This window comes from Flavicella marina, assembly GCF_009193215.1.
Classification (GTDB): domain Bacteria; phylum Bacteroidota; class Bacteroidia; order Flavobacteriales; family Flavobacteriaceae; genus Flavicella; species Flavicella marina.
Genome location: NZ_VYVA01000001.1, coordinates 484,995 through 510,463, shown reverse-complemented (window position 1 = coordinate 510,463; position 25,469 = coordinate 484,995). Strand labels below are relative to the sequence as shown.

The 25,469-nt window shown below is 33.9% G+C and carries 26 protein-coding genes and 1 tRNA gene; 17 read left to right on the top strand and 10 right to left on the bottom strand.

Annotated elements, in window-relative coordinates; translation table 11 throughout:
- The 4 genes from F6P99_RS02010 to F6P99_RS01995 are packed head-to-tail and all read left to right on the top strand — an operon-like array spanning position 1 to position 2,992.
- Positions 1-624, top strand: coding sequence for a hypothetical protein (locus F6P99_RS02010; protein ID WP_152285764.1), 624 nt, complete (start codon positions 1-3; stop codon positions 622-624).
- Positions 625-626: 2 nt separating this feature from the next.
- Positions 627-1,940 (top strand): histidine kinase, encoded by a 1,314-nt coding sequence (locus F6P99_RS02005; RefSeq protein ID WP_152285763.1) that lies wholly within the window; start codon positions 627-629, stop codon positions 1,938-1,940.
- Positions 1,941-1,942: 2 nt separating this feature from the next.
- Positions 1,943-2,224, top strand: coding sequence for a 2TM domain-containing protein (locus F6P99_RS02000; protein WP_193315972.1), 282 nt, complete (start codon positions 1,943-1,945; stop codon positions 2,222-2,224).
- A gap of 12 nt (positions 2,225-2,236) precedes the next feature.
- Positions 2,237-2,992: a LytR/AlgR family response regulator transcription factor gene (locus F6P99_RS01995; protein WP_152285761.1), complete on the top strand. Its 756-nt coding sequence runs from the start codon at positions 2,237-2,239 to the stop codon at positions 2,990-2,992.
- 68 nt (positions 2,993-3,060) lie between these two features.
- Here F6P99_RS01995 and frr read toward each other — a convergent pair whose 3' ends face one another.
- The 3 genes from frr to F6P99_RS01980 form a co-directional block, all read right to left on the bottom strand.
- Complete coding sequence (gene frr, locus F6P99_RS01990) at positions 3,061-3,615, bottom strand: ribosome recycling factor (protein ID WP_152285760.1); 555 nt, start codon at positions 3,613-3,615, stop codon at positions 3,061-3,063.
- Between the two features lie 19 nt (positions 3,616-3,634).
- The gene (gene pyrH, locus F6P99_RS01985; RefSeq protein WP_152285759.1) at positions 3,635-4,345 is read right to left on the bottom strand and encodes a UMP kinase; all 711 of its coding nucleotides are present in this window, start codon (positions 4,343-4,345) and stop codon (positions 3,635-3,637) included.
- Positions 4,346-4,477: 132 nt separating this feature from the next.
- Positions 4,478-4,840 carry a DUF3127 domain-containing protein gene (locus F6P99_RS01980; RefSeq protein WP_152285758.1) on the bottom strand — a complete coding sequence of 121 codons (363 nt, stop codon included), beginning with the start codon at positions 4,838-4,840 and terminating at the stop codon, positions 4,478-4,480.
- Between the two features lie 209 nt (positions 4,841-5,049).
- Here F6P99_RS01980 and F6P99_RS01975 point away from each other — a divergent pair, with 209 nt between their 5' ends.
- Entirely contained in the window at positions 5,050-6,198 is a 1,149-nt protein-coding gene (locus F6P99_RS01975; RefSeq protein WP_152285757.1) for a sensor histidine kinase, read from the top strand.
- On the opposite strand, the gene F6P99_RS01970 is transcribed toward F6P99_RS01975, so the two are convergent.
- Together F6P99_RS01970 and greA are read right to left on the bottom strand one after the other, a co-directional pair.
- Positions 6,195-6,590 (bottom strand): HIT family protein, encoded by a 396-nt coding sequence (locus tag F6P99_RS01970; protein ID WP_152285756.1) that lies wholly within the window; start codon positions 6,588-6,590, stop codon positions 6,195-6,197. The genes F6P99_RS01975 and F6P99_RS01970 overlap by 4 nt on opposite strands.
- A gap of 196 nt (positions 6,591-6,786) precedes the next feature.
- A complete protein-coding gene (greA, locus tag F6P99_RS01965; protein ID WP_152285755.1) occupies positions 6,787-7,260 on the bottom strand; it encodes a transcription elongation factor GreA in 474 nt (157 codons plus the stop codon).
- 117 nt (positions 7,261-7,377) lie between these two features.
- On the opposite strand from greA, the gene F6P99_RS01960 reads away from it, so the two are divergent.
- The 3 genes from F6P99_RS01960 (at position 7,378) to purE (ending at position 9,625) form a co-directional block, all read left to right on the top strand.
- The gene (locus F6P99_RS01960) at positions 7,378-7,872 is read left to right on the top strand and encodes a hypothetical protein (protein ID WP_152285754.1); all 495 of its coding nucleotides are present in this window, start codon (positions 7,378-7,380) and stop codon (positions 7,870-7,872) included.
- Between the two features lie 50 nt (positions 7,873-7,922).
- Positions 7,923-9,068 carry a 5-(carboxyamino)imidazole ribonucleotide synthase gene (locus tag F6P99_RS01955; protein WP_152285753.1) on the top strand — a complete coding sequence of 382 codons (1,146 nt, stop codon included), beginning with the start codon at positions 7,923-7,925 and terminating at the stop codon, positions 9,066-9,068.
- 71 nt (positions 9,069-9,139) lie between these two features.
- Positions 9,140-9,625, top strand: coding sequence for a 5-(carboxyamino)imidazole ribonucleotide mutase (gene purE, locus F6P99_RS01950; RefSeq protein WP_152285752.1), 486 nt, complete (start codon positions 9,140-9,142; stop codon positions 9,623-9,625).
- 495 nt (positions 9,626-10,120) lie between these two features.
- On the opposite strand, the gene F6P99_RS01945 is transcribed toward purE, so the two are convergent.
- Together F6P99_RS01945 and F6P99_RS01940 are read right to left on the bottom strand one after the other, a co-directional pair.
- Positions 10,121-10,648, bottom strand: a complete 528-nt coding sequence (locus F6P99_RS01945) for a cupin domain-containing protein (RefSeq protein ID WP_152285751.1) — start codon at positions 10,646-10,648, stop codon at positions 10,121-10,123.
- A complete protein-coding gene (locus F6P99_RS01940; RefSeq protein ID WP_152285750.1) occupies positions 10,645-11,814 on the bottom strand; it encodes an MFS transporter in 1,170 nt (389 codons plus the stop codon). The genes F6P99_RS01945 and F6P99_RS01940 overlap by 4 nt, the downstream gene beginning before the upstream one ends.
- Before the next feature lie 133 nt (positions 11,815-11,947).
- Between F6P99_RS01940 and mgrA the strand changes: the two genes are divergently transcribed.
- Together mgrA and F6P99_RS01930 are read left to right on the top strand one after the other, a co-directional pair.
- Positions 11,948-12,967: an L-glyceraldehyde 3-phosphate reductase gene (mgrA, locus tag F6P99_RS01935; RefSeq protein WP_152285749.1), complete on the top strand. Its 1,020-nt coding sequence runs from the start codon at positions 11,948-11,950 to the stop codon at positions 12,965-12,967.
- A 3-nt stretch (positions 12,968-12,970) separates the two neighbouring features.
- A complete protein-coding gene (locus F6P99_RS01930; RefSeq protein ID WP_152285748.1) occupies positions 12,971-13,588 on the top strand; it encodes a nitroreductase family protein in 618 nt (205 codons plus the stop codon).
- 71 nt (positions 13,589-13,659) lie between these two features.
- On the opposite strand, the gene F6P99_RS01925 is transcribed toward F6P99_RS01930, so the two are convergent.
- The gene (locus F6P99_RS01925) at positions 13,660-15,189 is read right to left on the bottom strand and encodes an Rne/Rng family ribonuclease (protein WP_152285747.1); all 1,530 of its coding nucleotides are present in this window, start codon (positions 15,187-15,189) and stop codon (positions 13,660-13,662) included.
- Positions 15,190-15,489: 300 nt separating this feature from the next.
- Positions 15,490-15,780 carry an HU family DNA-binding protein gene (locus tag F6P99_RS01920; protein ID WP_152285746.1) on the bottom strand — a complete coding sequence of 97 codons (291 nt, stop codon included), beginning with the start codon at positions 15,778-15,780 and terminating at the stop codon, positions 15,490-15,492.
- A gap of 134 nt (positions 15,781-15,914) precedes the next feature.
- Between F6P99_RS01920 and mutY the strand changes: the two genes are divergently transcribed.
- The 4 genes from mutY to gldD all read left to right on the top strand — a co-directional run bounded on the left by mutY (position 15,915) and on the right by gldD (position 19,333).
- Positions 15,915-16,964: an A/G-specific adenine glycosylase gene (gene mutY / locus F6P99_RS01915; RefSeq protein ID WP_152285745.1), complete on the top strand. Its 1,050-nt coding sequence runs from the start codon at positions 15,915-15,917 to the stop codon at positions 16,962-16,964.
- Between the two features lie 84 nt (positions 16,965-17,048).
- Positions 17,049-17,462 carry a single-stranded DNA-binding protein gene (locus tag F6P99_RS01910; protein WP_152285744.1) on the top strand — a complete coding sequence of 138 codons (414 nt, stop codon included), beginning with the start codon at positions 17,049-17,051 and terminating at the stop codon, positions 17,460-17,462.
- Between the two features lie 117 nt (positions 17,463-17,579).
- On the top strand, positions 17,580-18,776 hold the full coding sequence (gene gldE, locus F6P99_RS01905) for a gliding motility-associated protein GldE (protein ID WP_317162571.1): 1,197 nt from the start codon (positions 17,580-17,582) through the stop codon (positions 18,774-18,776).
- Positions 18,773-19,333, top strand: coding sequence for a gliding motility lipoprotein GldD (gene gldD / locus F6P99_RS01900; RefSeq protein WP_152285742.1), 561 nt, complete (start codon positions 18,773-18,775; stop codon positions 19,331-19,333). Before gldE ends, gldD begins: the two co-directional genes overlap by 4 nt.
- Here gldD and F6P99_RS01895 read toward each other — a convergent pair.
- Complete coding sequence (locus F6P99_RS01895; RefSeq protein ID WP_152285741.1) at positions 19,330-20,085, bottom strand: sulfite exporter TauE/SafE family protein; 756 nt, start codon at positions 20,083-20,085, stop codon at positions 19,330-19,332. The two genes, gldD and F6P99_RS01895, sit on opposite strands and share 4 nt — an antisense overlap.
- 137 nt (positions 20,086-20,222) lie before the next feature.
- On the opposite strand from F6P99_RS01895, the gene F6P99_RS01890 reads away from it, so the two are divergent.
- From F6P99_RS01890 to F6P99_RS01880, 3 genes are all read left to right on the top strand, one after another.
- A complete protein-coding gene (locus tag F6P99_RS01890; RefSeq protein WP_152285740.1) occupies positions 20,223-20,867 on the top strand; it encodes a hypothetical protein in 645 nt (214 codons plus the stop codon).
- A 137-nt stretch (positions 20,868-21,004) separates the two neighbouring features.
- Positions 21,005-21,089: transfer RNA gene (locus tag F6P99_RS01885), tRNA-Ser, on the top strand.
- 217 nt (positions 21,090-21,306) lie between these two features.
- Positions 21,307-25,449: an ATP-binding protein gene (locus F6P99_RS01880; RefSeq protein WP_152285739.1), complete on the top strand. Its 4,143-nt coding sequence runs from the start codon at positions 21,307-21,309 to the stop codon at positions 25,447-25,449.
- Positions 25,450-25,469: the final 20 nt, after the last annotated feature.

Below are 25,469 nucleotides of genomic sequence, written 5' to 3'. Positions count from 1 at the left end.
ATGAGAAACATTATTACAATTTTAATCTTTAGTGTCAGCTTAACGATAAGCAGTCAAACTAATTATCACGAAGGAATGCAACAAGCTTTTGGTTTGTGGGGGCAACAAAAAAATACTGAAGCGGTGCATATGTTTGAACGAATCGCCAATGCAGAGCAAACAAATTGGGTGCCTTATTATTATGCAGCACAAGTTGAAGTTACTTCTAGTTTTGGAGAGAAAGATGTTACAGTCCTAGATGCAAATTTAAAAAAAGGGCAACTTTATTTAGATAAAGCTATGACTATTTCAAAAGACAATCCAGAATTACTTGTTCTACAGGCACTATTATACACCGCATGGGTTGCTTATGATGGAGCTACCTATGGAAGAAAATATTCAAAAAAAATAAATAAATTGTACGAAAAAGCGGAGAAAATTGCACCGGAAAACCCAAGAGCTGCGTATTGCCATGCCGAATGGAATATTGGAGCTGCAAAGTTTTTTGGTAATGATATTCAACCATTTGTAAAAGACTTAGAAAAATCTTTAGATCTTTTTGCTACATTTGAATTGCCTTCTCCTTTTTATCCTAACTGGGGTGAAGAACGTGCAAAGGTCTTACTTGAAAGTTATAAATCATAGAAATGAATAGATTTTTGAAAAACGTATTGCTTGCCTTTGTAATGGGGGTAGTGGCTTTTCTCTTGGGAAGTTATTTTTATGGAGATTTCCAATTTAATTCTGCAGAAGAATTGTTGCGAAATTTTGGAATAAACCAATTGTATTCCTTTGTGTTGAGTTTTTCAAATGTTGGTTTTTTCTATTATTTAAACAAATTCAAATGGAAAGAGAAACAATGGCCATTAAGAGTGGCTCTCGGAATTTTTGGAGCAGTAGGAGTTACTCTGTTGGCGTTATTTTTTCTGAGGCTGTTTACAGGAATGTATTTAAAGGAAATTACTTTTTCTGAATTTTTAAGTAGAGAAAAATGGGGGTATTATTCTTTTGGATTATGGATTTCGCTGACCATAGTAGTTATTTTTCACATCGTATACTGGTACAAAAGAAACCAAGAGAGAAAAGTAACAGAGTCGCAAATTGTTGCAAAAACAGAAACAGCAAAATATGAGTCTTTAAAAAATCAATTAGATCCACATTTTTTATTCAATAGTTTAAATGTATTGACTTCTTTGATAGAAGAAAACCCTGCAAATGCTGAGAAATTTACTACAGGACTCTCAAAAGTATATCGCTATGTGTTAGAGCAAAAAGACAAAAATTTAATTCCTTTAGAAGAAGAATTGAAATTTGCAAAGTCTTATATGCAGCTATTGAAAATGAGATTTGAAGATGGAGTAGAATATTTTATTCCGGAAAAGGTGAGTAATCCCGATTTTAAAATTGTTCCGTTGTCTTTGCAGTTGTTGCTTGAAAATGCAGTAAAACATAATATGATTACTTCAGATAAGCCACTACAAATAAAGATTTACGAAAAAGATGGATATTTGGTTGTAGAGAACAACAATAGGCCAAAAGCATCTTTAGAAAAAAGTACCAAGGTGGGACTTAAGAATATCAAGCAGCGTTATGGCTTGATTACAAAAAAACTAGTTGAGGTAGTTTCAGATCCAGAAAAATTTCAAGTGAAATTGCCTCTGTTAACCAAAGAAATTAAAGTGATGCAAACAGATTATATAAATCAGAGTGAAAAATATATACGTGCTAAAAAGCGTGTAGATGAATTAAAGAATTTCTATTATGGATTGGTTTCTTACTGTGTGGTAATTCCATTCCTTATTTTTATCAATTATCAAACCTATTGGGGGTACAAATGGTTTTGGTACCCAATGTTAGGTTGGGGACTTGGAATGGCTATCCAGGGAGCTCGATTGATTGGTTTCAATAAAGGATGGGAGCAGAGAAAAGTAAAAGAATTTATGGACTCAGAAAATTATTAATTATGGATAGGAACGGAAATTTAACAGAAGAAGAGAAATATACCAGAGCAATGCTTAAGGTAAAAGAGATCAAAGAATTTTACGGTCATGCCATTGCTTTTTGTGTGGTGATTCCACTATTGATTTATTTAAATGTTTTAAATAGTCCTAACTTTTATTGGTTTTGGTTTCCTATCGGAGGCTGGGGATTTGGTTTGTTGATGCATGCGATTAGAGTATTTAAAAAAACATCTAGGTGGGAAGAAAGAAAAATTCAGGAATATATGAATGATGAAAATTTTTAAGGGAAGAATGCTATGAAAACAATTATCATTGAAGACGAAAAACCTTCGGCAAGACGACTGACTAGAATGCTTTCTGGACTGGGTAAAAGTGTTGTGGCAACATTACATTCGGTTGAAGAGTCTATTGAATGGTTTGAACAAAACGAGCATCCAGATTTGATATTATTAGATATCCAATTATCGGATGGGTTGAGTTTTGAGATTTTCGAGCAAGTTGAAGTGCAAAGTGCAATAATATTTACAACCGCTTACGATGAATACGCTTTAAAAGCATTTAAATTAAATAGTATAGATTATTTATTAAAACCCATAGATCAAGAAGAACTTGAAATTGCTATAGAAAAATTTTCGAACAATCAATTGAAAAAACAATCCCTTCAAGTTGATTTAGAGCAGATTCGAAAACTACTGGTCAATCCTCTAGAAAAAAATTACAAAGAACGTTTTACGGTTAAGTTAGGCCAGCATATCAAAATGTTTTCAACGGATGAAATCGAATGTTTTTATAGCGAAAATAAAGGTACTTATGTCGCAACATCTAACAATAGAGTTTTTTTGATGGATGGTACGTTAGAAGAAGTAGCTGCCGAGTTAGATCCGGTGAAGTTTTTTAGAGTAAGTAGAAAGTTCTATGTCAATATCAACGCAATAAAAGATATTGTGGCGTACACAAACAGTCGTTTGAAGTTGGCATTGCATACTTTTTCTGAACATGAAATAATTGTGAGTAGGGAGAAGGTGAAAGATTTTAAAAATTGGATTAATTAAGTTTAGAGCAAAAAAAAAGTACCCTTCGACAAGCTCAGGGTACTTTTATAAGTTTATATCTATGAAAATTATACTTTCATGATTTCTCCATCTTTTACGGCATATTGCTCGTCGATTTTTTTGATGTAAGAATCAGTTAAAGTTTGAACATCCGCTTCAGAATTCTTTTTTTCATCATCAGAAACATCTGTTTTTTTAATTTCGTTATTTGCATCTTTTCGAGCGTTACGAACACTCACTTTCGCGTGTTCAGCTGCAGCTTTGGCAACTTTCGATAACTCGCGTCTTCTTTCTTCTGTTAATGCAGGAACGTTGATAATTATACTTTCACCATTGTTCATAGGGTTGAAGCCTAAGTTGGCAAGCATAATCCCTTTTTCAATTTCAGGAATCAATTGTTTCTCCCAAGGTTGTACCGTAATTGTTCTACCATCAGGTGTGTTTACATTGGCAACCTGACTCAATTTAGTCTGTGCTCCATAATAATCAACCATAACACTTCCAAGCATACCAGGACTTGCTTTACCTGCTCTAATATTGCTAAATTCTTTTGTCAAATGATCGATAGCATTGCTCATTTGCTCCTTTGCACTATCAATGATAAATTCTATTTCTTCGTTCATAATCAGTGTTTATATGTTGTTATTGATCTGATACTACAGTACCTATTTTTTCACCAGAAAGTAATTTTTGTAAATTTCCTTCAGTGTCCATATCAAATACAATAATAGGTAAATTATTTTCTTGACTCAAGGTAAAAGCCGTTAAGTCCATTATTTTTAATCCTTTGTCTAAAACGTTTTGGTATGAAATTGTATCGAATTTTGTGGCAGTTGGTTCTTTTTCTGGATCTGCAGAATAGATACCATCAACACGAGTTCCTTTTAAAATTACATCAGCCGAAACTTCAATAGCTCTTAAAACTGCTGCAGTGTCTGTAGTGAAATAAGGGTTTCCTGTACCAGCACCAAATATAACAACTCTTCCTTTTTCTAAATGACGTACTGCCTTTCTTTTGATAAATGGCTCAGCAACTTGTTCCATTTTAATGGCTGTTTGCAAACGAGTACTAACTCCAGCAGATTCTATAGCGCTTTGCAAAGCCAATCCGTTGATACATGTAGCAAGCATTCCCATGTAGTCACCTTGTACACGATCCATACCATTACTTGCACCAGCAACTCCTCTAAAAATATTTCCTCCTCCTATAACAATGGCAACTTCAATTCCTTTGTCTACGATGGCTTTTATTTCTTGAGCATATTCAGAAAGTCTTGTAGGGTCAATACCATATTGGTTTTTCCCCATTAACGATTCTCCACTCAATTTTAGTAATATTCGTTTGTATTGCATGATGTGCTTAATTTTTGTGCAAATATAAGTTTTTTGAGAATCTTTGCTAAAAGAAATGTTGAATTCTTGTAGTAAATACTCAAAAAAAAAGCTGTCTAAGAAAGACAGCTTTTTATTATTTTTTCAATGAATTTAGAATGGTAAATCATCTGGTTCATTGCTGCTAGCTGCTGGAGCGCTAGTTGTTTCAAAATTGTTTCCTGCTGGAGCACCTGCTGCTTGAGCTGCCTCGATTCTCCATCCTTGAATAGAGTTGAAATACTTAGTTTCTCCCTGTGGATTTACCCACTCTCTACCTCTTAAGTTGATCGATACAGTTACATCTTGCCCAACGCTAAAGTTGTTTAATAAATCACATTTGTCTTGCACAAATTCTACTAAAATGTGTTGTGGGTACTGTTCATCAGTAGTAACAACCAACTCACGTTTTCTGAATCCGTTACTTCCAAATGTTTGCTCTGCATTAATCAATTTAACTTTTCCTGTTACTTGCATTTCTATATAAATTAAATTAGTTTTTTCTAACTACTCACGCTTGGTGAAGTAACACAAATTTAAAATATTTTATCATTTGTGACGCTTTTTTTTACCAACTCTTGTAATTACTTATTAACAGAGGTTGAAAATCGAAACTATTAGAAAATAATGTGCAATATTGATTTTTTTTTTCGTTCTTGTTATAGTTTCATGGGTAACTTTTTTTTATGGATAATTTTTACGGCAAACTAATTTCAAAATATATCTTGGTAATTGTTTCTTTTGGTATCGTAGCTTCGATACTATGGAATACCTATGATTTCTCTAAAAAATTCAAAACAAATGAGCGATCTAAAATGGAGATTCTGGCAAAAGCCTATGATCGTTTTGGGGCAGCTGATTTGGATCAAGATTTTTCACTCGAGGCTAAAATTATAGAAAGTAATCACAATATTCCGATGTTGGTAACTGATAAACTCGGTACTATTTTAATGAAGCGAAATCTGGATACAGACAAAGAAAATGATGTTGCTTATTTACAAGAGCAGTTAGAGTTGATGAAGAGTGAAAACTCGCCTATTACTATCAATTACCTAGAAGACAAACAATATGTAATTTATTATAGGAATTCTGATTTGTTAACACGATTACAGTATTACCCATTGTTGTTATTGTTGATATTGAGTTTGTTTGCTGGAGTGATTTATTTAGGGTTGAAATCAAATAAAATTGCAGAGCAGAATAAATTATGGACCGGGATGGCTAAGGAAACTGCGCACCAAATAGGTACGCCTTTATCGTCGTTGTTGGGGTGGGTTGAGTTGATGAAATTACAAAATGCGGTCCCAGATATTGTTCCAGAAATTGAGAAAGATGTAGTTCGTTTGAATGTGATTGCCGAGCGTTTTTCGAAAATCGGATCCGTACCTGAGAAAAAGCAACTAAACATTGTACCGATTCTTGAAACTACGCTATCCTATTTTGAGTCGAGAAGTTCGAAAAATATATCCTTTGAATTTAGTGCAGAAGAGCAAGAAGTTTTGCTCAGTGCAAACGATCAACTTTTTACATGGGTATTAGAGAATTTGATAAAAAATTCTATAGATGCTATGGCTGGCAAGGGGAAGCTTGTAGTTTCGTTGAAACGTCAAGATAAAAAAGCAATCCTTACGGTCCAGGATACTGGAAAAGGAATTGCAAAGAATAATTTCAAAAAAATATTTTCTCCAGGTTTTACTACCAAAAAAAGAGGATGGGGCTTAGGTTTGTCTCTTTCGAAGCGAATTGTTGAAGATTATCATTCGGGTAGAATCTTTGTTCGTAAATCTGAATTAGATAAAGGAGCAACGTTTGAAGTTCAAATGCCTTTAATTTAAATTACATTCTCGGCTATTTCTTCAGCAAGAGCAACAAATTCTTCATGTGTCATTTTGGTTTTTGGAGCTGAAAAGCTAGCATCTTGCATAGAGTTTAAAGGGATCAAATGTATGTGAGCATGCGGTACTTCTAGTCCGATTACCGACAATCCGATTCTGTTACAAGGCACAACTTTTTCGATGGCAAAAGAAATTTTTCTGGCGTATGAGAACAATGCGCTATAAGTGGCTTCATCTAAATCAAAAAGTTTGTCAACGGGTGTCTTAGGGATTACCAAAGTATGACCTTTTGCATTTGGATTGATGTCTAGAAACGCGTAAAATTTTTCATTCTCTGCGATTTTGTAAGATGGAATGTCTCCGTTGATTATCTTAGTGAAAATTGTTTCCATCAATTGAAGTTTTGTTTGTTGAGTTATTTGTTTTAAAAAAATATACCCTTCGACAAGCTCAGGGTACTTTTTTAAAATTATTTTGGTAGAACAAGTATCTGTCGAAATTTAGACGGGATTTTTTTAGGTTGTGTCTGCGCTTGACAAATGAGTTGGCTGAGCTTGTCAATTGGTAGACTGAGCCTGTCGAAGTCGCCTATCTCGAAATTTCTAAAATTTCAAATTTCATGATTCCACTAGGCACTTGAATTTCGGCAATTTCACCTACTTTCAATCCTAATAAACCTTTACCAATAGGTGAGTTTACAGATAATTTACCATTTTTAATATCTGTTTCAGAATCGGCAACCAAAGTGTAGGTAAATTCCATTTTGTTTGCAGTATTGCGAAGTTTCACCACAGAATGAATCAATATTTTTGACAAATCTAATTGTGACTCATCTAAAATTCTTGCATTGGCAACCACATTTTTTAGTTTTGCAATTTTTAATTCTAATAAAGATTGCTCTTCTTTAGCGGCATGATATTCTGCATTTTCACTCAAATCACCCTTGTCTCTGGCATCAGAGATTTCTTGTGATACTCTTGGTCTTTCAACCAATTCCAAATGCTCTAATTCATCTTTTAATTTTTTCAACCCTTCAGGTGAATAGTACGATATATCACTCATAACCTTTACTTTTTATAAAAACAAAATCTCATTGCGTAGAATAGCGAATGAGATTGATGACAAATATACAAATTATTTGTAAATTGCATGCCTAATTTCCTTAAACCCCGAGGCATCATGAAAAAATATTTTTACCTACTTTTTATAGTGTTTGCTGTTAGCAGTTGTCATGATGATGGATATGAAGACACGAATTTCATTCCGAATATCGTCTTTAGCACAACCATTAATTTAAACTTGCCTCAGAATCAAAATTTGTTGATTCCGAATCAATATGTGGTGTATCCAAATATGGGTCATCGCGGAGTGATTGTTTATAATATGGGAAATGGTGAGCAAAGTGTTGATGAGTTCGTGGCATTTGATTTGGCCTGTCCTCATATTGAATTGACATCCTGTGCGAATCCAATGGATATCAGTAATTTTCCTGAAATGACCAATGCTTGTGATTCAGACGGAATTTTTTATGACTTTCAATTGGGCTACTCTAGAACTTATGAGAAAGATGCCGAAGGAAATCAAATAAGTGTATCAGGTGTAAGATATGATTTACAACAATACAAGGCTGAACGATTGGGTGGCGGAAACGAACTTAGAATTAGTAACTTTTAAAAGTTAGATAATTCAAAAAGATACCTATTTTTGCATCAAATTTATTTTTTATGAATGCATACTTTTCTTCGGATTTTAAATTAGGTGTTTTAGGAGGTGGACAACTGGGTAAGATGTTGTTAGCTGAAACACAGAAATTTGATGTTTATACCGCAATTTTAGATCCATCTTCAGATGCTCCATGTGCAGCACATTGTAATGAATTTCATCAAGGAGATTTATTAGACTTTGATACGGTTTATCAATTCGGGAAAAAGGTTGATATATTGACTATTGAAATCGAGCATGTAAATATAGATGCTTTGTATCAGCTAGAAAAAGAAGGTGTAAAAGTGTATCCTCAGCCGAATGTAATTGAAATAATTCAGCACAAAGGAAAACAGAAAGACTTTTATGCATCAAAGGGAATTCCTACATCACCACACAAGCGTTTTGATTCTTTGGAAGAATTGCAAGCTGAAAGTTTTGATTTTCCATTTGTTTGGAAGTCTGCACAATTTGGTTACGATGGAATTGGTGTGAAAATTGTGAGAAATCAATCTGATATTGATGCCTTGGCAGATACTGAATGCATTACGGAAGCTTTGATTCCTTTTAAAAATGAATTAGCAGTTATTGTTTCGAGAAATGCAAGTGGAGAAGTAAAGACGTACCCTGTTGTGGAAATGGAATTTCATCCTGAAGCGAATCAAGTAGAATATGTGATTTGTCCAGCAAGAATTTCAGAAGAAGTAGCAGCTAAAGCCAACGCTGTCGCCCTGCAAGTTGCAGCAGCTTTTGAGCATGTTGGTTTGTTGGCAGTCGAGATGTTTCAGACAGAAGATGACGAGGTAATCGTAAATGAGGTAGCCCCTCGTACCCACAACAGTGGGCATTATAGTATTGAAGCATCAATAACGAGTCAGTTTGAACAACATTTGCGTACCGTTTTAAATTTACCTTTAGGAAGTACTGCTAGTAAAATGGCTGGTATTATGGTCAATCTTGTCGGAGCTGAAGGTTACTCTGGAAATGTTTTTTATGAAAACATGGAAGAGGTATTGCAATTAAAAGGAGTGACACCACATATTTACGGAAAGAAAGAAACAAGACCCTTCAGAAAAATGGGACATGTTACCATCGTAAATGAAGATATTTCTGAGGCAAGAAAAGTTGCTGAACAGGTAAAAAATACGATTAAAGTAATTAGTAAATAACACTTCGACAGTCTCAGTGTACCAAGGTAAAGAATGTAGAGTTTATCTAAAAAATCAATAAAAAATAAAAGATGAAAGTAGCGATTATAATGGGAAGCGATTCAGATCTTCCAATCATGCAAGATGCCATTGATATATTAAATGAATTTGGAATAGAGAATGAAGTTGATATCGTATCTGCGCATAGAACTCCAGAAAAATTGGTTGAATTTTCGAATAATGCACATTTGAGAGGAGTTTCTGTAATCATTGCTGGAGCAGGAGGAGCAGCTCATTTACCGGGTATGGTGGCTTCTATGAGTCCTTTGCCTGTAATTGGAGTTCCGGTGAAATCTAGAAATTCTATTGATGGATGGGATTCGGTTTTATCTATATTGCAAATGCCTGGTGGAGTGCCAGTAGCAACAGTAGCTTTGGACGGAGCGAAAAATGCAGGGATTTTAGCGGCACAAATTATCGGAGCTTCAAACCCAGAAGTATTAAACACAATAATTGCTTACAAACAAAGTCTAAAAGAAAAAGTAATTGCTGCTTCAGAAAGAGTTAGAAAAGCATAACTTAAATTGAATATACTTTAAAAAGCGACCTACTGGGTCGCTTTTTTATGGGTTAAAGTTAAGTTTTAGGAAGTGAGACTTTGACAAGCTCAGTCTACCAATGGACAAGCTCAGTCTTCAAGTTTCTAGAGGAATTCTCATATACGAAATTTTGAGATAGGCTTCGATAGGCTCAGCCTACCAATTGACCATTCCAGCCTAAGATTCGATAAGCTCAGCCTGCAATTGACTAGCTCAATCTCCAAAGAGACTGAATCAGTGAAAGATTCGATAAACTGAGTCTTCAAGTTTCTAGAGGAATTCTCATATTCGAAATTTCGAGATAGGCTTCGACAGGCTCAGCCTACCAATTGACTATCCCAGCCTAAGATTCGACAAGTTCAGCCCGTCTATTAATAGGTTCGATCTCGAGTATTCCATATGTACCTTGAAACTTACGGATCAAGAGCCTGTCGGTACCCTGAGCCTGTCGAAGGGTACCTATTGAAAATATGCTTAATTCATAAATTTCATACCAAAGGAATTAGCAATAGAGTCAATCTGCTGTCTAGACGGTTTTCCTTTTTTTGAAATTTGTGCAATGGTTTCAAAGAAGTTTTCAAATCCCCCAGGCGTAATGGTATTGATTGTAACTCCCGTGATAGTATCTATATTTTTAAAATGGTGCGCAATCCCTTTTGGCAATTGAATTAAACTTCCTTGTGGAGCATCTATGGTTTGATTACCACAATAAAATTCATAGTGACCTTTCAGCACATAAAACAGTTCGTCTTCGTTACTGTGTATGTGAGGAGGTGGTCCACCCATAGGCGGCGTGTCAGTGACGATTACTGAATAGGCACCTCGTGTGTCTTCGCTTAAAATTTTTCCGATGATTTTTACACCAAATACATTCCATTCTTTACCTCCGTCAGGTAAAACAACAATCGGTTTTGTAGTGGTTTTGTGAGAATGGGAATGTTCTTTTTTACAGGCGATACTCAATCCTAACAAGGTGAATAACAGCATTAATTTAATTTTCATTTTTCATTTTTTTGTAGAAGGTTGACGCTTCCAATGATAGGGCCAATTGCCAAAATTAAAAATATGAAATTCGTATCATATGAAAGATGTAAAAAGCTCAAAGTTTGAATACTAACGATTGTGATAGAAAACCCAATACAATTTACAATGGTCAAAGCTGTTCCTTTTGTTTCTGCTGAAGTATTCGTCGCGATTAAAGTGGAGAATAGAGGAGAGTCGCCTATCACAACAAAACCCCAAAGACTTAAAAAAGCTAGAAATGCAATGCTTGGAAAATGAAAAATAAAAGGAGAGATACAGCAACATATACCTGAGACGATCAAAAAGTAGGTAGCTGTTTTTTTGACACCAAAAGGTTCAGAAAGATATCCGCTAATTACGCAAGATAGCCCCCCTAAACCGATAACAACAAAAGAATACAAAGGAACCGAAAGGTTATTTTGGGTGGTGTTGTTGAAAATTTCAATCATTAATGGAACAAACGCCCAAAAAGCATACAATTCCCACATGTGTCCAAAATATCCTACCGCAGCTTGCTTGAACCGTTTCTTTTTGAATAGCATTGGGATGCTATTGAGTTTCGGTGTGCTGTTGTTTTTTTTGAAATAGGGGCCTTTTTTTATAAAAATCAAAACCAATAAACCTCCAAATGAAGCCAATAAAGAAGTTGTGATAAGAACATATTGCCAAGGGTAATCGGTAGCCATTAGTTTAATATAATGTGGAAAAGCGGTGCCTAAAACAAGTGCTCCCACCAACCAACCGAGAGACTTTCCAAGTCCTTTTTCAAAGTAGTCCGCTGCTATTTTCATTCCAATCGGGTAAATTCCAGCAAGACAAAATCCTGTTAGAAATCGAAAGAGCAAAATGTTGCTGAGAGTGTTTGTGGGTATGAGAATGCCTAAATTGAAAATACTTGCGAATAAGGCACAAATAAAGAATATTTTGGAAGGTGCATATTTGTCACTAATTGCTAACAAAGCAAAAGATAAAGTACCGAGTATAAAGCCAAATTGTACTGATGAGGTAACATAACTTAATGCATTTGTGTCTAGATTGTATGCTTGTATAAGATCAGAGATAATACTATTTCCTGCAAACCAGAGTGAGGTACATAAAAATTGCGATATTATGATTAGCGGAAGTGTTTTTTGGGGAATGTTCATGGGTGTAATTTGGGTGTTGGTCATAAAACAGGATACGCACTTACAAAGAATTACAATACTACGTTAATTTGATAACAAATGAATTCTTAAAATAGAATACAATTTAGTAAGTTTACGCATTAAATTTTACAGTATGAGTATAGATTATAGAGTACCTCAAGATGAGGTATATCAAGCGAAAGAAACGAGGTATGACAAAATGATGTATCGTAGAACCGGAAAAAGTGGTTTGTTGTTGCCTGCGTTGTCTTTAGGGTTGTGGCATAATTTCAGTGTTACAGATGATTTTCAGAATGCACGTACTATTTTACAAACGGCTTTCGATAATGGAATTACCCATTTTGATTTGGCAAATAATTATGGTCCTCCGTATGGAGGTGCTGAAGAGAATTTCGGTGCTATTTTCAATAAAGATTTTAAACAATATAGAGATGAATTGATTATTTCTACCAAAGCTGGGTTTGATATGTGGCCTGGACCCTATGGAAATTTCGGATCTAGAAAATATTTAATTTCTAGTTTAGATCAGAGTTTGAAACGAATGAATTTAGAATATGTAGATATTTTTTACCACCATAGACCAGATCCAGATACGCCGATTGAAGAAACAATGGGAGCTTTAGATCATATAGTGCGTCAAGGAAAAGCGCTATATGTCGGTTTGTCTAACTATAAAGCAGAAGAGGCTGATAAGGCTTTTAAGGTGTTGAAAGAATTGGGAACTCCATGTTTGATTCATCAGCCACGTTATAACATGCTAGATCGTTGGGTAGAAGATGGTTTGTTAGATGTGTTAGAGAATAATGGCGTTGGCGGAATCGCGTTTTCTCCTTTACGTCAAGGTGTGTTAACTAATAAATATTTAGATGGTTTTCCTGAAAATTCAAGAGCTGTAAAAGACGGTCGATATTTGAAAAAAGAACAGATCAATGAATATTTAGATAAAGTAAGAGAGTTGAATATAATTGCTGAGGAGAGGAATCAGACATTAGCCCAAATGGCAATAGCATGGATTTTAAGAGATGATAGAATAACTTCTGTTCTAGTGGGAGCAAGTCGAAGCGAACAGTTGTTAGATAGTGTTAAAGCGCTTGATTGTTTAGATTTTGATGCAGAGACATTAAATAGAATTGAAAAAATCTTGGAAAAATAAGAGATGGAATTGCAAAAAGTCATCGAAGCTCGGAGAACCTTAAAGGTGATGAGTGATGAAAATATTCTAATCAGAGACATAAAATCTGATGTTCAAAAAATTTTAGAAATGGGAGGTAAAGCACCTTTCCATTATATCCACCCTAACAGCGCTTCTAAGGAGTTGAAATCGTTGGCGCCTTGGAGGTTTTATGTGTTGGATGGTGTGAGTTGTAGAAAATTGGCTGATTATTATATAAAGAACGATATTGATGGCGGAAAGATAATTCAAATGTTGCGTGCTGCGCAAACATTGATTCAGGTTACTTGGACTCCTGAGATAGATGGCACCAATTCAGAAAAAGTAGCTTTGCAAAATATTGAGCATGTAGCAGCAACGGCTGCTGCAATTCAAAATATGTTATTAACTGCAACCGATTTAGGATATGAGAATTATTGGTCTAGTGGTGGTACACTTCGAGATGTGCAATTCAAATCTTTATTAGGTATACCAGAAGAAGAACAGTTGTTAGGAAGCATTTTTATATTTGATGCAGATACTAGTAGTTGTAAGACTAAAAAAGGAGCTCTAAAAGGCAGGCAGGGATCTGTTGATGATTATACAAAACAGGTTGTGTTGTAAAACAAAAAAGCACCAAGTCAATGAAGACTTGGTGCTTTTTTTTGATATATTATTTTGCTAATACTTACAGTTTAACGATTAAATTTAAATCGGTATTGTAAATATTGATAAGCATCTCTTGGTATTACTTTGATCCACTTTTTGTGTTTTAAGAACCATTTTATTTGTTCAGATATAAGTCCTTTTTTCAAGTAAGCAGCCACGAAAGGATGAACATGAAGTTCAATTTTTTTGTCTTTGTTTTTGCTTGCTAGTAATCGATTCAATTCTACGTCAAATTTGTCAATCATAACAATCGGTGCCTCAACCTCACCTTTTACGCTTGGGTTGGGTTCTTTTGTTTTGATGTTCATCTCTGAACGTACTCTCTGTCTAGTAATTTGAATCAATCCAAATTTACTAGGCGGTAATATTTTGTGTTTTGTTCTGTCGAACGACATCTCATTTTTTAAATGCTCGTATAGTTTCTGACGATTTTCATTAGAATGTAAATCGATGAAATCTACTACGATAATACCTCCCATATCACGTAAACGCAATTGACGCGCTATTTCTGTAGCTGCAATTAAATTTACTTCTAAGGCATTTTCTTCTTGAGAATTTGCTTTGTTCGATCTGTTTCCGCTATTTACATCAATAACATGCAATGCTTCGGTATGTTCAATTACCAAATAAGCACCTTTGTTCATAGAAACAGTTTGTCCGAATGCAGATTTTATTTGTCTTTCAATCCCGTATTTTTCAAATATCGGAGATTTTCCAGTGTGCATTTTTAAAATAGACTGTTTCTCAGGATATATTTCTTGTAAATAGTCGTTGATTTCTTCAAACAATGCCTCGTCATTTGTAACGATACTTGTAAAAGATTCGTTTAAAACATCTCTTAAAATTGAAGATGCTCTGTTCAGTTCACTCAATACTTTTGTTGGTGTATTTGAATTTGCGATTTTTCCGCACATTTCTTTCCAACGTTCTAGTGAGTTCTGTAAGTCTTTGTCTAATTCAGCAACTTTTTTTCCTTCAGCTACTGTTCGCAATATAACTCCAAATCCAGCAGGTTTAATGCTTTTGGCAAGACGCTTTAAACGGTCTTTTTCTTTTGGGTCTTCGATTTTTTGCGATACAGATACTCTTTTAGAAAAAGGTACCAAAACTAAATATCTACCGGCTATAGAAATCTCTGAACTGATTCTAGGACCTTTTGTAGATATGGGTTCTTTTACAATCTGTACGAGTACATTTTGTTTTGATTTGAGAACTTGATCGATACTTCCACTTTTGTCAATGTCTTTTTCAAATTGGAAGTTTTTTAAAGTGTAATCTTTGTAATTACCTGTACTTACTTTTTTAATGAATTTTTGTAACGAGTTTACTTGTGGCCCTAAATCATGGTAATGTAAAAAACCATCTTTTGGATAACCTACATTTACAAATGAGGCATTTAAACCACTTAATATTTTTCCTGTTTTGGCTAAAAATATGTCACCTACAGAAAATTTATTGTTGTTAGTTTCGTTATTAAATTCAATAAGTTTACCATCTTTTAGCAGCGCAAAATCAATATCAGATGAATTTGAACGGATTATCAATTCTAGTTTCATTCCGAATAGTTTTAACTACATAAGAAGTATTTCTTACATAGATGGATTAAATTTAATACAGGGTATATTACCCTAACGAAATTTTAATTTCTTAAAATTTCTTTTTCAATGAACGCAACTTGCTATAAACAACAAGAAAAAGTAATTAAAATTACTTTTTCTTGTGTCTGTTAGCTCTTGCTCTTTTCTTACGTTTGTGCGTAGAGATTTTTGCTCTCTTTCTTTTCTTACCACTTGGCATAATTTTTCTGTTTTATAAATCTGATTATTGCACAGATTTGGTTAATAATTTTAAGTAAATTACTTTACTTGTACGTTGTTTTTTACTCCTTCTGCAAAAGTTTTCGCAGGCTTAAATGCTGGGATGTTGTGTGCAGGAATTTTAATAGTAGTGTTCTTAGAAATATTTCTTCCTGTTTTTTCAGCTCTTGTTTTGATAATGAAGCTACCAAAACCTCTTAAGTATACATTGTCTCCATTCTCCAATGCACCTTTTACTTCACTCATAAACGCTTCTACAGTTGCTAAAACATCTGCTTTTTCAATTCCTGATTTGTCTGAAATACTTGATACAATATCCGCTTTTGTCATCTTAATCTAAATTCTAATGTGTTGTTATATTTTTTTGAGGGTGCAAATATATGATAATTAATCAACTTCAAAAAGCTAAATCATTAAAATTTAATACAATAAATGATGTATTATTGCAGAATTAAAATTTATTTATGCGATTTTGTAACTTGTTGGAATCGTGGTATTTGTCGATAAATCGTGACTTGCCATGGAGAAAAAATAAGAATCCTTATTCAGTTTGGTTGTCAGAAATTATTTTACAGCAAACACGTGTAGCGCAAGGAACTGCATATTATCATAGGTTTTTAGAATCCTTTCCTACAGTTTTCGATTTAGCGGCTGCTCATGAAGATGAGGTGTTGAAATTATGGCAAGGATTGGGGTACTATTCTAGAGCTCGTAATTTACATTTCTCTGCTAAATTTATAGTAAATGAGTTAGAAGGTAAGTTTCCAGCTACTTATAAAGAATTATTGCAACTAAAAGGAGTAGGTGATTATACGGCTTCTGCAATTGCCTCAATATGTTATAATGAAAAAACTGCGGTAGTTGATGGAAACGTGTTTCGTGTTTTGGCAAGATATTTTGGCATTGATACTCCTATAAATTCTGCAAAAGGAATCAAAGAGTTTAAAATCTTGGCTCAATCTTTACTAGAGACCGATCATCCTGGTAGGTACAATCAAGCGATCATGGATTTTGGTGCATTACAATGCACACCTCAGAATCCCGATTGTAGTGTATGTCCTCTTGTAGGCGGATGTGAAGCGTTGAGACAACAATCCATAAAACAGTTACCCGTTAAAGAAAAAAAGATTAAAATAAAGAAACGGTATTTTAATTTTCTTGTGGTGATTACAGATGCTAACCAAACAATATTGACTCAAAGAAAAGGAAAAGGTATATGGGAGAACTTGTTTCAGTTTCCGTTGATTGAAAGCGAAAATTCGATTGAGTTAGATCAATTAATTGCCAGGGCAGATTTTCAAGAAATAAGTGAAGAAACACAATCTATCGAATTGTTCAATAAACAAGAATGGGTGCATAAATTGTCGCATCAACATTTGTATACGAAATTCTGGGTGCTAAAATCTAATAGCAATCATGAAGATTTGTTGCCTATTGAAAAAATAAAAGAATTTGCCGTACCGAGACTGGTTGAACGTTTTATTCAAGAATATGGTTTTAATGATAAGAATTGAGAAACGGATAAAAACGAAGAATTCGAAGGAGTAAAAGGTTAACAAATCTCTTTTTTTATTATTTTTGATAAAGCAAAGAATATTATGGCAGGGACATTAAACAAAGTTATGCTAATTGGAAATTTAGGTGACGAGGTAAAAGTGCATTATTTTGAAGGAGGAGGAAGTATTGGTCGTTTTCCTATTGCAACGAATGAAACGTACACCAATAAAGAAACAGGTGCAAAGATTACCAACACCGAATGGCATACTATTGTTGTAAAAAATAAACTTGCTGAGATTTGTGAGAAATATTTGAGCAAAGGAGATAAGATTTATTGTGAAGGTAAATTAAAATCGAGGCAATGGGAGCAAGATGGGGTGAAAAGATATGCTACCGAGATACATGTGGTAGATATGACTTTTTTATCAGCCAAAAACGGACCAGAAAGCAACCAGACAAATTCACAAATAACAAACAATTCAGAAAAGGAAATTCAAGATGATTTACCTTTTTAGTAGTAATTATAAATTTTAATATTGGACCCAGAACCCATTTACACTTTTTTAGAAACCATACCTTGGTATTTAGTAATTGATATACTTGTCTTAGTTTTATTGCTAATTTCATCTGCAATGATCTCTGGTGCTGAAGTAGCTTTTTTCTCATTGTCAAAAACCACTCTAGATGAAATCACAAAAAGTGAGTCATCCAATGGCAAGATAGTGCTAGATCTATTGAGTAAACCAAAAAAATTATTGGCCACAATTCTTATCACCAACAACTTTATCAATATTTTAATTGTGTTGTTGTTTTCTGTTTTGGGTAGCGTGTTCATGTCTGAGTTAGATGAAGGAATTCGTTTTTTCATAGAAGTGATACTCATCACGTTTTTGATACTGCTATTCGGAGAGGATTTACCAAAAGTATACGCGACACGAAATGCGATGAGCTTTTCGTTGTTTATGGTACGACCAGTGTCGATTTTAAATAAATTTTTATCACCCTTGAGTTATTTGTTGACAAGTTTGACAGGCTTTGTTGAGAATCGATTTGAGAAAAAGAATACCAATTTATCTGTAGAAACTCTTTCACAGGCGTTAGAGTTAACCTCTGATGATGCAACTACGAAAGATGAAAAAAATATTTTAGAGGGAATCGTTGCCTTCGGAAGTACCGAAACAGTGCAAGTAATGACTCCGAGAATTGATATTTTTGCTGTTTCAGATGAGATGCCATTTCAAGCCATGCTAGAGCAGATTATTTCAAATGGTTTCTCTAGAAATCCAGTATATCACGAAAATGTAGATGATGTAATTGGTGTGTTGTACGCACGAGATTTGTTGCCTCATATCACAAAAAAAGATTTCAATTGGCAAACCCTTATTCGAGCACCTTATTTTGTGCCTGAAAATAAAAAATTAGACGATTTGCTGTCTGAGTTTCAAGAGAAAAAAAATCACTTGGCAATCGTTGTAGATGAATATGGTGGTACTAGCGGTTTGGTAACTTTGGAAGATGTAATTGAGGAGATTGTTGGTGAAATCAGTGATGAGTACGATACCGATGATTTGATTTATTCTAAAATTGATGCCAATAATTATGTTTTCGATGGAAAAACAGCACTGAAAGATTTTTATAAAGTATTGTCTATAGATCCAGAACCTTTTGAAAAAAATAAAGGTGAATCTGAAACAATCGCAGGTTTTATATTAGAAGTTACTGGAAGATTTCCACGAAGAGATGAAAAAATTATTTTTGAAAACTATTCATTTATTGTAGAAGCCGTAGATAGAAAAAGAGTCAAACGAGTTAAAGTTACTTTGCTATGATTCGGTTTATTGGTCTAATAATAGTGTTTTTTAGTGTGGTAGCCTGTAAAAATGAAGTGCAGCCGAAACCGAACGCCTTGTTGCGTTTGGATTATAAAGAAGTAGGTTATCAAAAATTTGAAGATTCTCAGTATCCATTTGTTTTTAGTTTTTCCAATGCTGCAACCGTAATAAAAAAACAAAAAGGTTCTTTAGATATTGAGTATTCTAAATTAAAAGCAACCTTGGTTTTAACTTATAAACCAGTTGAAAATAATTTAGTATTGCTAATGAAAGATGCAGAAAAATTGACTTTCAAACACATGATTAAGGCAGATGATATTCAGTCGGTTCCTTATGAAAACCAAGAAAAAAAAGTGTACGGAAAGTTGTTCGAGGTGTATGGGAATGCTGCTACCCAGATTCAATTTCATGCAACAGATTCTGTGAAAAATTTCATGACTGGAGCGCTCTATTTTTATGCAAAACCAAATTATGATTCTATTTTGCCTGCTGTAAATTATATCAGAAAAGACGTGGTGAAATTAATGGAAAGTTTGGAGTGGAAACAAAACTAGAAAAACCAAAGTTTTACCGCCATTGCGCTTACTACAACGAGCAATACAATTCTAATAAAACCATCTCCTTTTTTTACAGTATATCTACTTGCAAGCCAAGCACCAGTTGAGTTGCCAATAGCAAGAATAAGTCCGTATTTCCAATTTATTTTGTCGTTCAGTACAAATAACACAACCGCAATAGTCGTGTAGATAAAAGCAACCGTGACTTTTGTAGCGTTTGCTTTTACCAAAGACAATCGGTTGATCATCGGTAAAACTAACAGCATAATAAACCCGATTCCGGCATTGATAAATCCACCATAGATCCCAACAAAGAAAAATGCAACAACAGAAAGCCATAAATGTTTCCCTGTTGTTCTTTCTGATAGGTTTTGTATGTCAAGATTTTTTTTCTTGAATACAATCAATAGCACCACGACAATCATAATGATGGAAAGAATTTTATTGAAAGTGTCACCTTTGATATCGATGGCTATTTGAGTTCCAACGATCGAACCAACAAAGGCAGAAGCTCCTATATAGAGACTAAATGGAAACGTATTAATTCCTTTGCTTCTAAAACCGGAAACGGCTGATGCTGTTTGAAATAAAATGGCAATTCTATTGGTTCCGTTTGCTACCGATGGAGGCAAGCCTAAAAAAATTAAAAATGGCAGTGTAATGAGTGAGCCTCCTCCTGCCAAGGTGTTCAATGCACCCGCAAAAACACCAATAATTATTAAAACAATCCAATCGTATTCAAATCCCATAGTACTAATTTGTTGCAAATGTAGGATTAATTTAATTGGTTAACCAATTTGTAGTTCGATTTTACTTAATAGAAGTTTTTACTTTAATGCTTTGAAAGTGTTATTTTTACGATTAGGTCAACACAAATTAGAAGCATATGTTTGGAGTAAAAAAAGAAAAATTTAGTAAAGCTGAGCTAGAAAGAGGAAAAGGAATACTGAATAGTCTGGTTATTATTGTAAACGTTCTGTACGCGTTTTTGATTTTTGATTTGTTTTCAATGCTACCTTCACCAGAAGATTCAAAATTAAATATTGGAACATTATCTGAAAGTTATAGTGAGCATCTGATGGTTTTAGCTTCTTTGTTTATAGGTTTGTTGATGATTGTTGTTTATTGGATACAGTTCAACAGACAGTTGGGGAATTTAGTGAAAAGTTCTCCTATGCACGCAGCGCTTACAATTTTTCAAATGTCATGTTTGATGTTGTATTTGTATTTTTTGCGCTTAGAAACAATTTACGAAGGCATGGTGTTTGCTTTACAGATGCAGAGTTTCTTTCTAGCGTTAGCCGGTTTTATTGGTGCATATAACTGGTTGTATGCAAGAAAAAATGAGCTTACTTCAGATCAAATAAATGAAGCGGAAGAAAAAAAACTTTTATACTCTTTGTTACCAGAACCTTGTGCAGGATTGTTTTCATTGTTTTTTGCTTCTTTAGGTTCAGGAATTTGGAGTGTTTCTTTTCTAATAATTGTTCCATTGGGTTACGTTTTTAAAAAGATAGGTTACAATAATTAAAACTTATTTTTTTTAGAATCAGATAGTTATTTTTAGAACTAAAAAAAAACTTCAAAAAAAACTTCAAAAAGTTTGATGAAATTGTAAAATGAGTGTATATTTGCATCCGCATTCAGGGAATACCTGATGAGACACTTGGAGAATTGGCAGAGTGGTCGAATGCGGCAGTCTTGAAAACTGTTGAGGGTCACACCTCCGGGGGTTCGAATCCCTCATTCTCCGCAAACAAGCGCAAAGCTTGACAATAAAAAACCACCAAACTTGTTTGGTGGTTTTTTGCTTTTTAAGACATTTGCATTTGCAAAATCCCGTATTTTCGAAAAACTACTAACAAATTTGTTTCGAGTTTTTTTGTGTTTTAATTATTTCTGTAAATAGATTACATTTGTTTTGTGTCCATAGAGAATGTACAACGATACTTTAAACTAAACTTTCGATTTTGAGTTCAAAAAACAAGCTTAGCATATTATTGTTACTATTTGTAATTCTAAATTCTTTTGCGCAAGACAAAGAATTACTTGTAAAAAAGAACATCACAATTTCAGATGGTCTGGCTCATAATGGTGTAACCTCTATATTAGAAGATTCAAAAGGGTTTCTGTGGTTTGGAACTTATGATGGTTTCAATAGGTACGACGGTTATAAATTGAAAACTTATAAAAATACCATTGGGAATAAATTATTGTTGAGTAATAGAGTTCGCTCGATGGTTGAAGATAAGAATGGTGATCTTTGGATTGGTACTGATAAAGGAATCTCTCGCTACAATTACGAAACTGAAAAATTCAATGCGATTTATCCGAATGCCAACGATGGGGATAGTGAGGTTATTGTAAGACGACAGTTTGTAGATAAAGAAAATAAGTTTGTTGTAGCGGTGACAGAAAAAAATGGAATTTTGATTTTTTCTGAAGATTATTCTTTGGAAGCAAAATATACCATTCCAATCGAAGATATATCATACTACGATTTAGAAAAGTTAGATCAATTTCATTATCTCTTTTCGACGAGTGAAGGGTTGTATTTATTTAATGTGATTTCTAAGAAGTTCACTGATATTTCTAATGAAGATTTTAAGTTTTCTCAAGCGGCGAATGATATTTCTCGATATAACAATAATACTATATTGGTAACTCTTAATAGAGGAATTGGTGTACTTAGCTATAAAAAAGACTTGAACAATTCATATAGTATAGAGTTGAAATATACGCGTAGAAATGATCAGGTGTTTACGAGTGTAGGAGTAGATAGATATGGTAGTTTATGGCTTGGTATGAATGACAATGGTGTGTTGAAAATTTCGGAGAGCGATAAGTTTGTAAAGGGAGAGGCTTGTGGCTATGAAACGATGCATCAAAAAAATGGTTTATTGCGTGCAAGCGGTGCGCTGTTTTCATCGATAGGAGGTTGTTGGTTGTCTACTTTCAATAAAGGTGTTTTCCAATTTGACATCAAAGAAAACCCTTTCAAACATCTAAAAAATCCTTTGAAGAATAATCAACAGATGAGTTTTTCTGCAATTCATAGTTTTCATAATTACGAAGGAAAAAAAATACTGATTGCACTCAATAAAGGAGGATTGAAGTTATACAACCTTAAGACCAAGTCCTTTGAAAAAGTAAATTACAAGTTGTCGGAAGAGGACAAGAATCGTGTTACAGATGTATTTATTGATTCTAAAAAAGATTTATGGTTTCGATTAGGAACCAAGGGTTTGTATAGAATAAGAAAAGATGCTTTTCGAAAAGAGAAAATTATTGATACGAGTATTCCTATATTTTCGAGAATGTCACCAAGATCGTTTGCCGAAGATGCTTATGGAAATATTTGGTTAGGGACAACAAATGATGTGATAAAAATTTCTTTGGATACTAAACGAGATGTGAAACATATTGAATCTATAAATGCTGTCCATCCAAAATTTGCTGATAAAAAATTGTCACTAGTAAGAAATGTCTATGCCGATCCATTGCATAAATATATTTGGCTCGGAGCAGATTCAGATGGGTTGTTTCGATTAGATTATACTTCTAATACTGATTTGAAAGATGTAGAGGTAACTCAATTTACCCATGATGTAAATAATGCGTATTCGATATCAAGTAATTTTGTAACAAGTGCTATTCGCTTGCAGAATGAAGAGTTTTATGTAGGTACTGAAGGTGGAGGTTTTTGTAAGGTGATCGATAGTGATGCTGATGCTAAATTTATGGCAATCTCAGAAAAAGATGGTTTGTCAAATAATGTAGTGAAATCACTTTTATCTGATGTGGAGAATAATTTGTGGATTAGCACAAATATTGGTTTGAATAAATTTTACACGAAAGATAATCACATTCGAAAGTTTACAATCGATGAAGGACTTCCGTTTGAAGATTTTGGTTTTAATGCGAAAAGCTATAAAAATAAACTGTTGATATTTTCGGGGGATAAGGGGTTGTGTTATTTCAATCCGAAAGCAGCTTCACGCACTGAAGCGTTGCCTAGATTAGAATTTGAGAATTTAAAAATTCATAACGATGCAATCGTTTCAAACGATACGGTTCAAAATAGAGTGTTGTTAAAACAACGTTTAAACGAAACAAAACATCTTGAGTTAAAATATAACGAGAATGTATTTTCAATTGACCTAACATCTTTGCATTTTTCCAATCCAAAGAATCATCAAATAAAATATAAGTTCAGTTCAATTACAGACGGTTGGGTAACAGTGTCTTCTGATAAAAAAACACTTTCGTATTCTGGATTGCAGCCAGGTACTTACCAGTTGACAGCGATGGCCTCTAATTCTTTAGGGAAATGGACGCAGCCGAGAAAACTGCTGATTACAATCGTACCTCCTTTTTGGAAAAGTAATTTGGCATACCTACTTTATTTTGTGCTTTTGTTAGGGGTTGTCTCTTTAATTGGTGCTGTGATTTTTAAAATTCAAAAACTGAATCATAAGGTAGAGATAGAACAATTAGAAATAGACAATGTAAAAAATATAAACAATGCGAAATTGCGCTTTTTTTCAAATATATCTCATGAAATCAAAACACCTCTTACTTTAATTTCTGGACCCGTTGCGTTGTTGTTAGATCGTTTTAAAAACAATCCAGACATCACAGATAAATTGACAATTGTTCAAAGACAATCTAAAAAAATCTCACAATTGGTAGATCAAGTTCATGATTTTCAAAGATCAGATGCCAATTTGTTGAAAATGCGATTTTCTACCTTTAGTTTTAATGCATTTGTAGAAGAAATTGTCGAGAATTTTCAATTTATGGCGCATACAGATCAAAAAACATTGCAATTGAAAGAAGAGGTTGATAATGTTTATGTTTCTGCAGACAGAGACAAGTTAGAAAAAATATGCAATAACATTTTAAACAATGCTTTTAAATACACAGATGCTGGGGATAAAGTAATCGTGACATTTGGGCAACAAGATAATAATGTAACAATCACCTTTGAAGACACTGGAAGAGGAATTGACGAAGAAGATATCGTTCATATTTTTGAGCGTTTTTATCAATCAGAAAAAAAACATAGTGAATATATAGGTGGTTCTGGTATTGGATTGGCATTTGCAAAACGTCTGGTAGATATGCATTATGGTGAAATTTTTGCAGAAAGTGTATTCGGAGAAGGAACAAAATTTACGGTTATATTACCAATTGTAACCGAAGACTATGATGCCACACTTGAAGATAAAGAGCAACAAATTTTAACTTCTGAAAAATCGATAGTATCTCATCTAACGACAGACAAAACAAAGAGTCTTTCAAAAATAATTGTAGATCCAGAATTTTCGGGTGCCAAAGTGTTTTTTGCAGAAGACAATAGTGAAATGAGGAAGTTTGTTTCAACTATATTGTCAGAGTTTTTTGAAGTAGAAACTTTTGTCGATGGCGAGGGGTGTATAAAAGCTATGGAAAATGATTGGCCCGATATTGTAGTAAGTGATGTTTTGATGCCAGTTATGAATGGATTCGACTTATGTAAACATATCAAAACGGATATAAAAACGAGTCATATTCCTGTAGTATTGCTTACAGCAAGTACATCGGTTGAAGATCAATTAAAAGGACTACAGGATGGAGCGGATGCTTATGTTAAAAAACCATTCAATATTCAGTTTTTAGTAACGAAAATCGAATCGATCTTAAAAAACAGAAAAACATTAAGAGAGCGATTTAAAACAGATATCCCATTAAAATTAGAGTCAGGTGAAGAAAGTTCAAAAGATGTATTGTTTCTTGAGAAGTTGTATAAGTTAATTGATGATAATTTAGATAATCAAGACTTAGATCTCAACAGTTTTGTGAAAGACTTATATCTAAATAGAACTCATTTTTACCAGAAAGTAAAAGCCTTGACAGGTCAAACACCTTTTGAGTTGTTGAAGAATTATAGGCTTAAAAAAGCTGCTGGTTTGTTGGCAAATGAAGATATGAAAGTCAACGAAGTATATACGCTTACTGGGTTCAAGAGTAGGCCGCATTTTAGTAGAGTATTTCTTCAGAAATATGGTGTTACACCAGGTAAGTACGCCACTCATGTGAAAAATGGTGGAGAAAAATCAAATGAAGCATAGCAGTTGAATCACGATTGTTT

What these genes read in the sequence shown, in the direction of transcription:
- F6P99_RS02010 (WP_152285764.1), top strand. Translation starts at nt 1, where the DNA reads ATGAGAAACATTATTACAATTTTAATCTTTAGTGTCAGCTTAACGATA.
- F6P99_RS02005 (WP_152285763.1), top strand. Translation starts at nt 627, where the DNA reads ATGAATAGATTTTTGAAAAACGTATTGCTTGCCTTTGTAATGGGGGTA.
- F6P99_RS02000 (WP_193315972.1), top strand. Translation starts at nt 1,943, where the DNA reads ATGGATAGGAACGGAAATTTAACAGAAGAAGAGAAATATACCAGAGCA.
- F6P99_RS01995 (WP_152285761.1), top strand. Translation starts at nt 2,237, where the DNA reads ATGAAAACAATTATCATTGAAGACGAAAAACCTTCGGCAAGACGACTG.
- frr (WP_152285760.1), bottom strand. Translation starts at nt 3,615, where the DNA reads ATGAACGAAGAAATAGAATTTATCATTGATAGTGCAAAGGAGCAAATG.
- pyrH (WP_152285759.1), bottom strand. Translation starts at nt 4,345, where the DNA reads ATGCAATACAAACGAATATTACTAAAATTGAGTGGAGAATCGTTAATG.
- F6P99_RS01980 (WP_152285758.1), bottom strand. Translation starts at nt 4,840, where the DNA reads ATGCAAGTAACAGGAAAAGTTAAATTGATTAATGCAGAGCAAACATTT.
- F6P99_RS01975 (WP_152285757.1), top strand. Translation starts at nt 5,050, where the DNA reads ATGGATAATTTTTACGGCAAACTAATTTCAAAATATATCTTGGTAATT.
- F6P99_RS01970 (WP_152285756.1), bottom strand. Translation starts at nt 6,590, where the DNA reads ATGGAAACAATTTTCACTAAGATAATCAACGGAGACATTCCATCTTAC.
- greA (WP_152285755.1), bottom strand. Translation starts at nt 7,260, where the DNA reads ATGAGTGATATATCGTACTATTCACCTGAAGGGTTGAAAAAATTAAAA.
- F6P99_RS01960 (WP_152285754.1), top strand. Translation starts at nt 7,378, where the DNA reads ATGAAAAAATATTTTTACCTACTTTTTATAGTGTTTGCTGTTAGCAGT.
- F6P99_RS01955 (WP_152285753.1), top strand. Translation starts at nt 7,923, where the DNA reads ATGAATGCATACTTTTCTTCGGATTTTAAATTAGGTGTTTTAGGAGGT.
- purE (WP_152285752.1), top strand. Translation starts at nt 9,140, where the DNA reads ATGAAAGTAGCGATTATAATGGGAAGCGATTCAGATCTTCCAATCATG.
- F6P99_RS01945 (WP_152285751.1), bottom strand. Translation starts at nt 10,648, where the DNA reads ATGAAAATTAAATTAATGCTGTTATTCACCTTGTTAGGATTGAGTATC.
- F6P99_RS01940 (WP_152285750.1), bottom strand. Translation starts at nt 11,814, where the DNA reads ATGAACATTCCCCAAAAAACACTTCCGCTAATCATAATATCGCAATTT.
- mgrA (WP_152285749.1), top strand. Translation starts at nt 11,948, where the DNA reads ATGAGTATAGATTATAGAGTACCTCAAGATGAGGTATATCAAGCGAAA.
- F6P99_RS01930 (WP_152285748.1), top strand. Translation starts at nt 12,971, where the DNA reads ATGGAATTGCAAAAAGTCATCGAAGCTCGGAGAACCTTAAAGGTGATG.
- F6P99_RS01925 (WP_152285747.1), bottom strand. Translation starts at nt 15,189, where the DNA reads ATGAAACTAGAATTGATAATCCGTTCAAATTCATCTGATATTGATTTT.
- F6P99_RS01920 (WP_152285746.1), bottom strand. Translation starts at nt 15,780, where the DNA reads ATGACAAAAGCGGATATTGTATCAAGTATTTCAGACAAATCAGGAATT.
- mutY (WP_152285745.1), top strand. Translation starts at nt 15,915, where the DNA reads ATGCGATTTTGTAACTTGTTGGAATCGTGGTATTTGTCGATAAATCGT.
- F6P99_RS01910 (WP_152285744.1), top strand. Translation starts at nt 17,049, where the DNA reads ATGGCAGGGACATTAAACAAAGTTATGCTAATTGGAAATTTAGGTGAC.
- gldE (WP_317162571.1), top strand. Translation starts at nt 17,580, where the DNA reads ATGATCTCTGGTGCTGAAGTAGCTTTTTTCTCATTGTCAAAAACCACT.
- gldD (WP_152285742.1), top strand. Translation starts at nt 18,773, where the DNA reads ATGATTCGGTTTATTGGTCTAATAATAGTGTTTTTTAGTGTGGTAGCC.
- F6P99_RS01895 (WP_152285741.1), bottom strand. Translation starts at nt 20,085, where the DNA reads ATGGGATTTGAATACGATTGGATTGTTTTAATAATTATTGGTGTTTTT.
- F6P99_RS01890 (WP_152285740.1), top strand. Translation starts at nt 20,223, where the DNA reads ATGTTTGGAGTAAAAAAAGAAAAATTTAGTAAAGCTGAGCTAGAAAGA.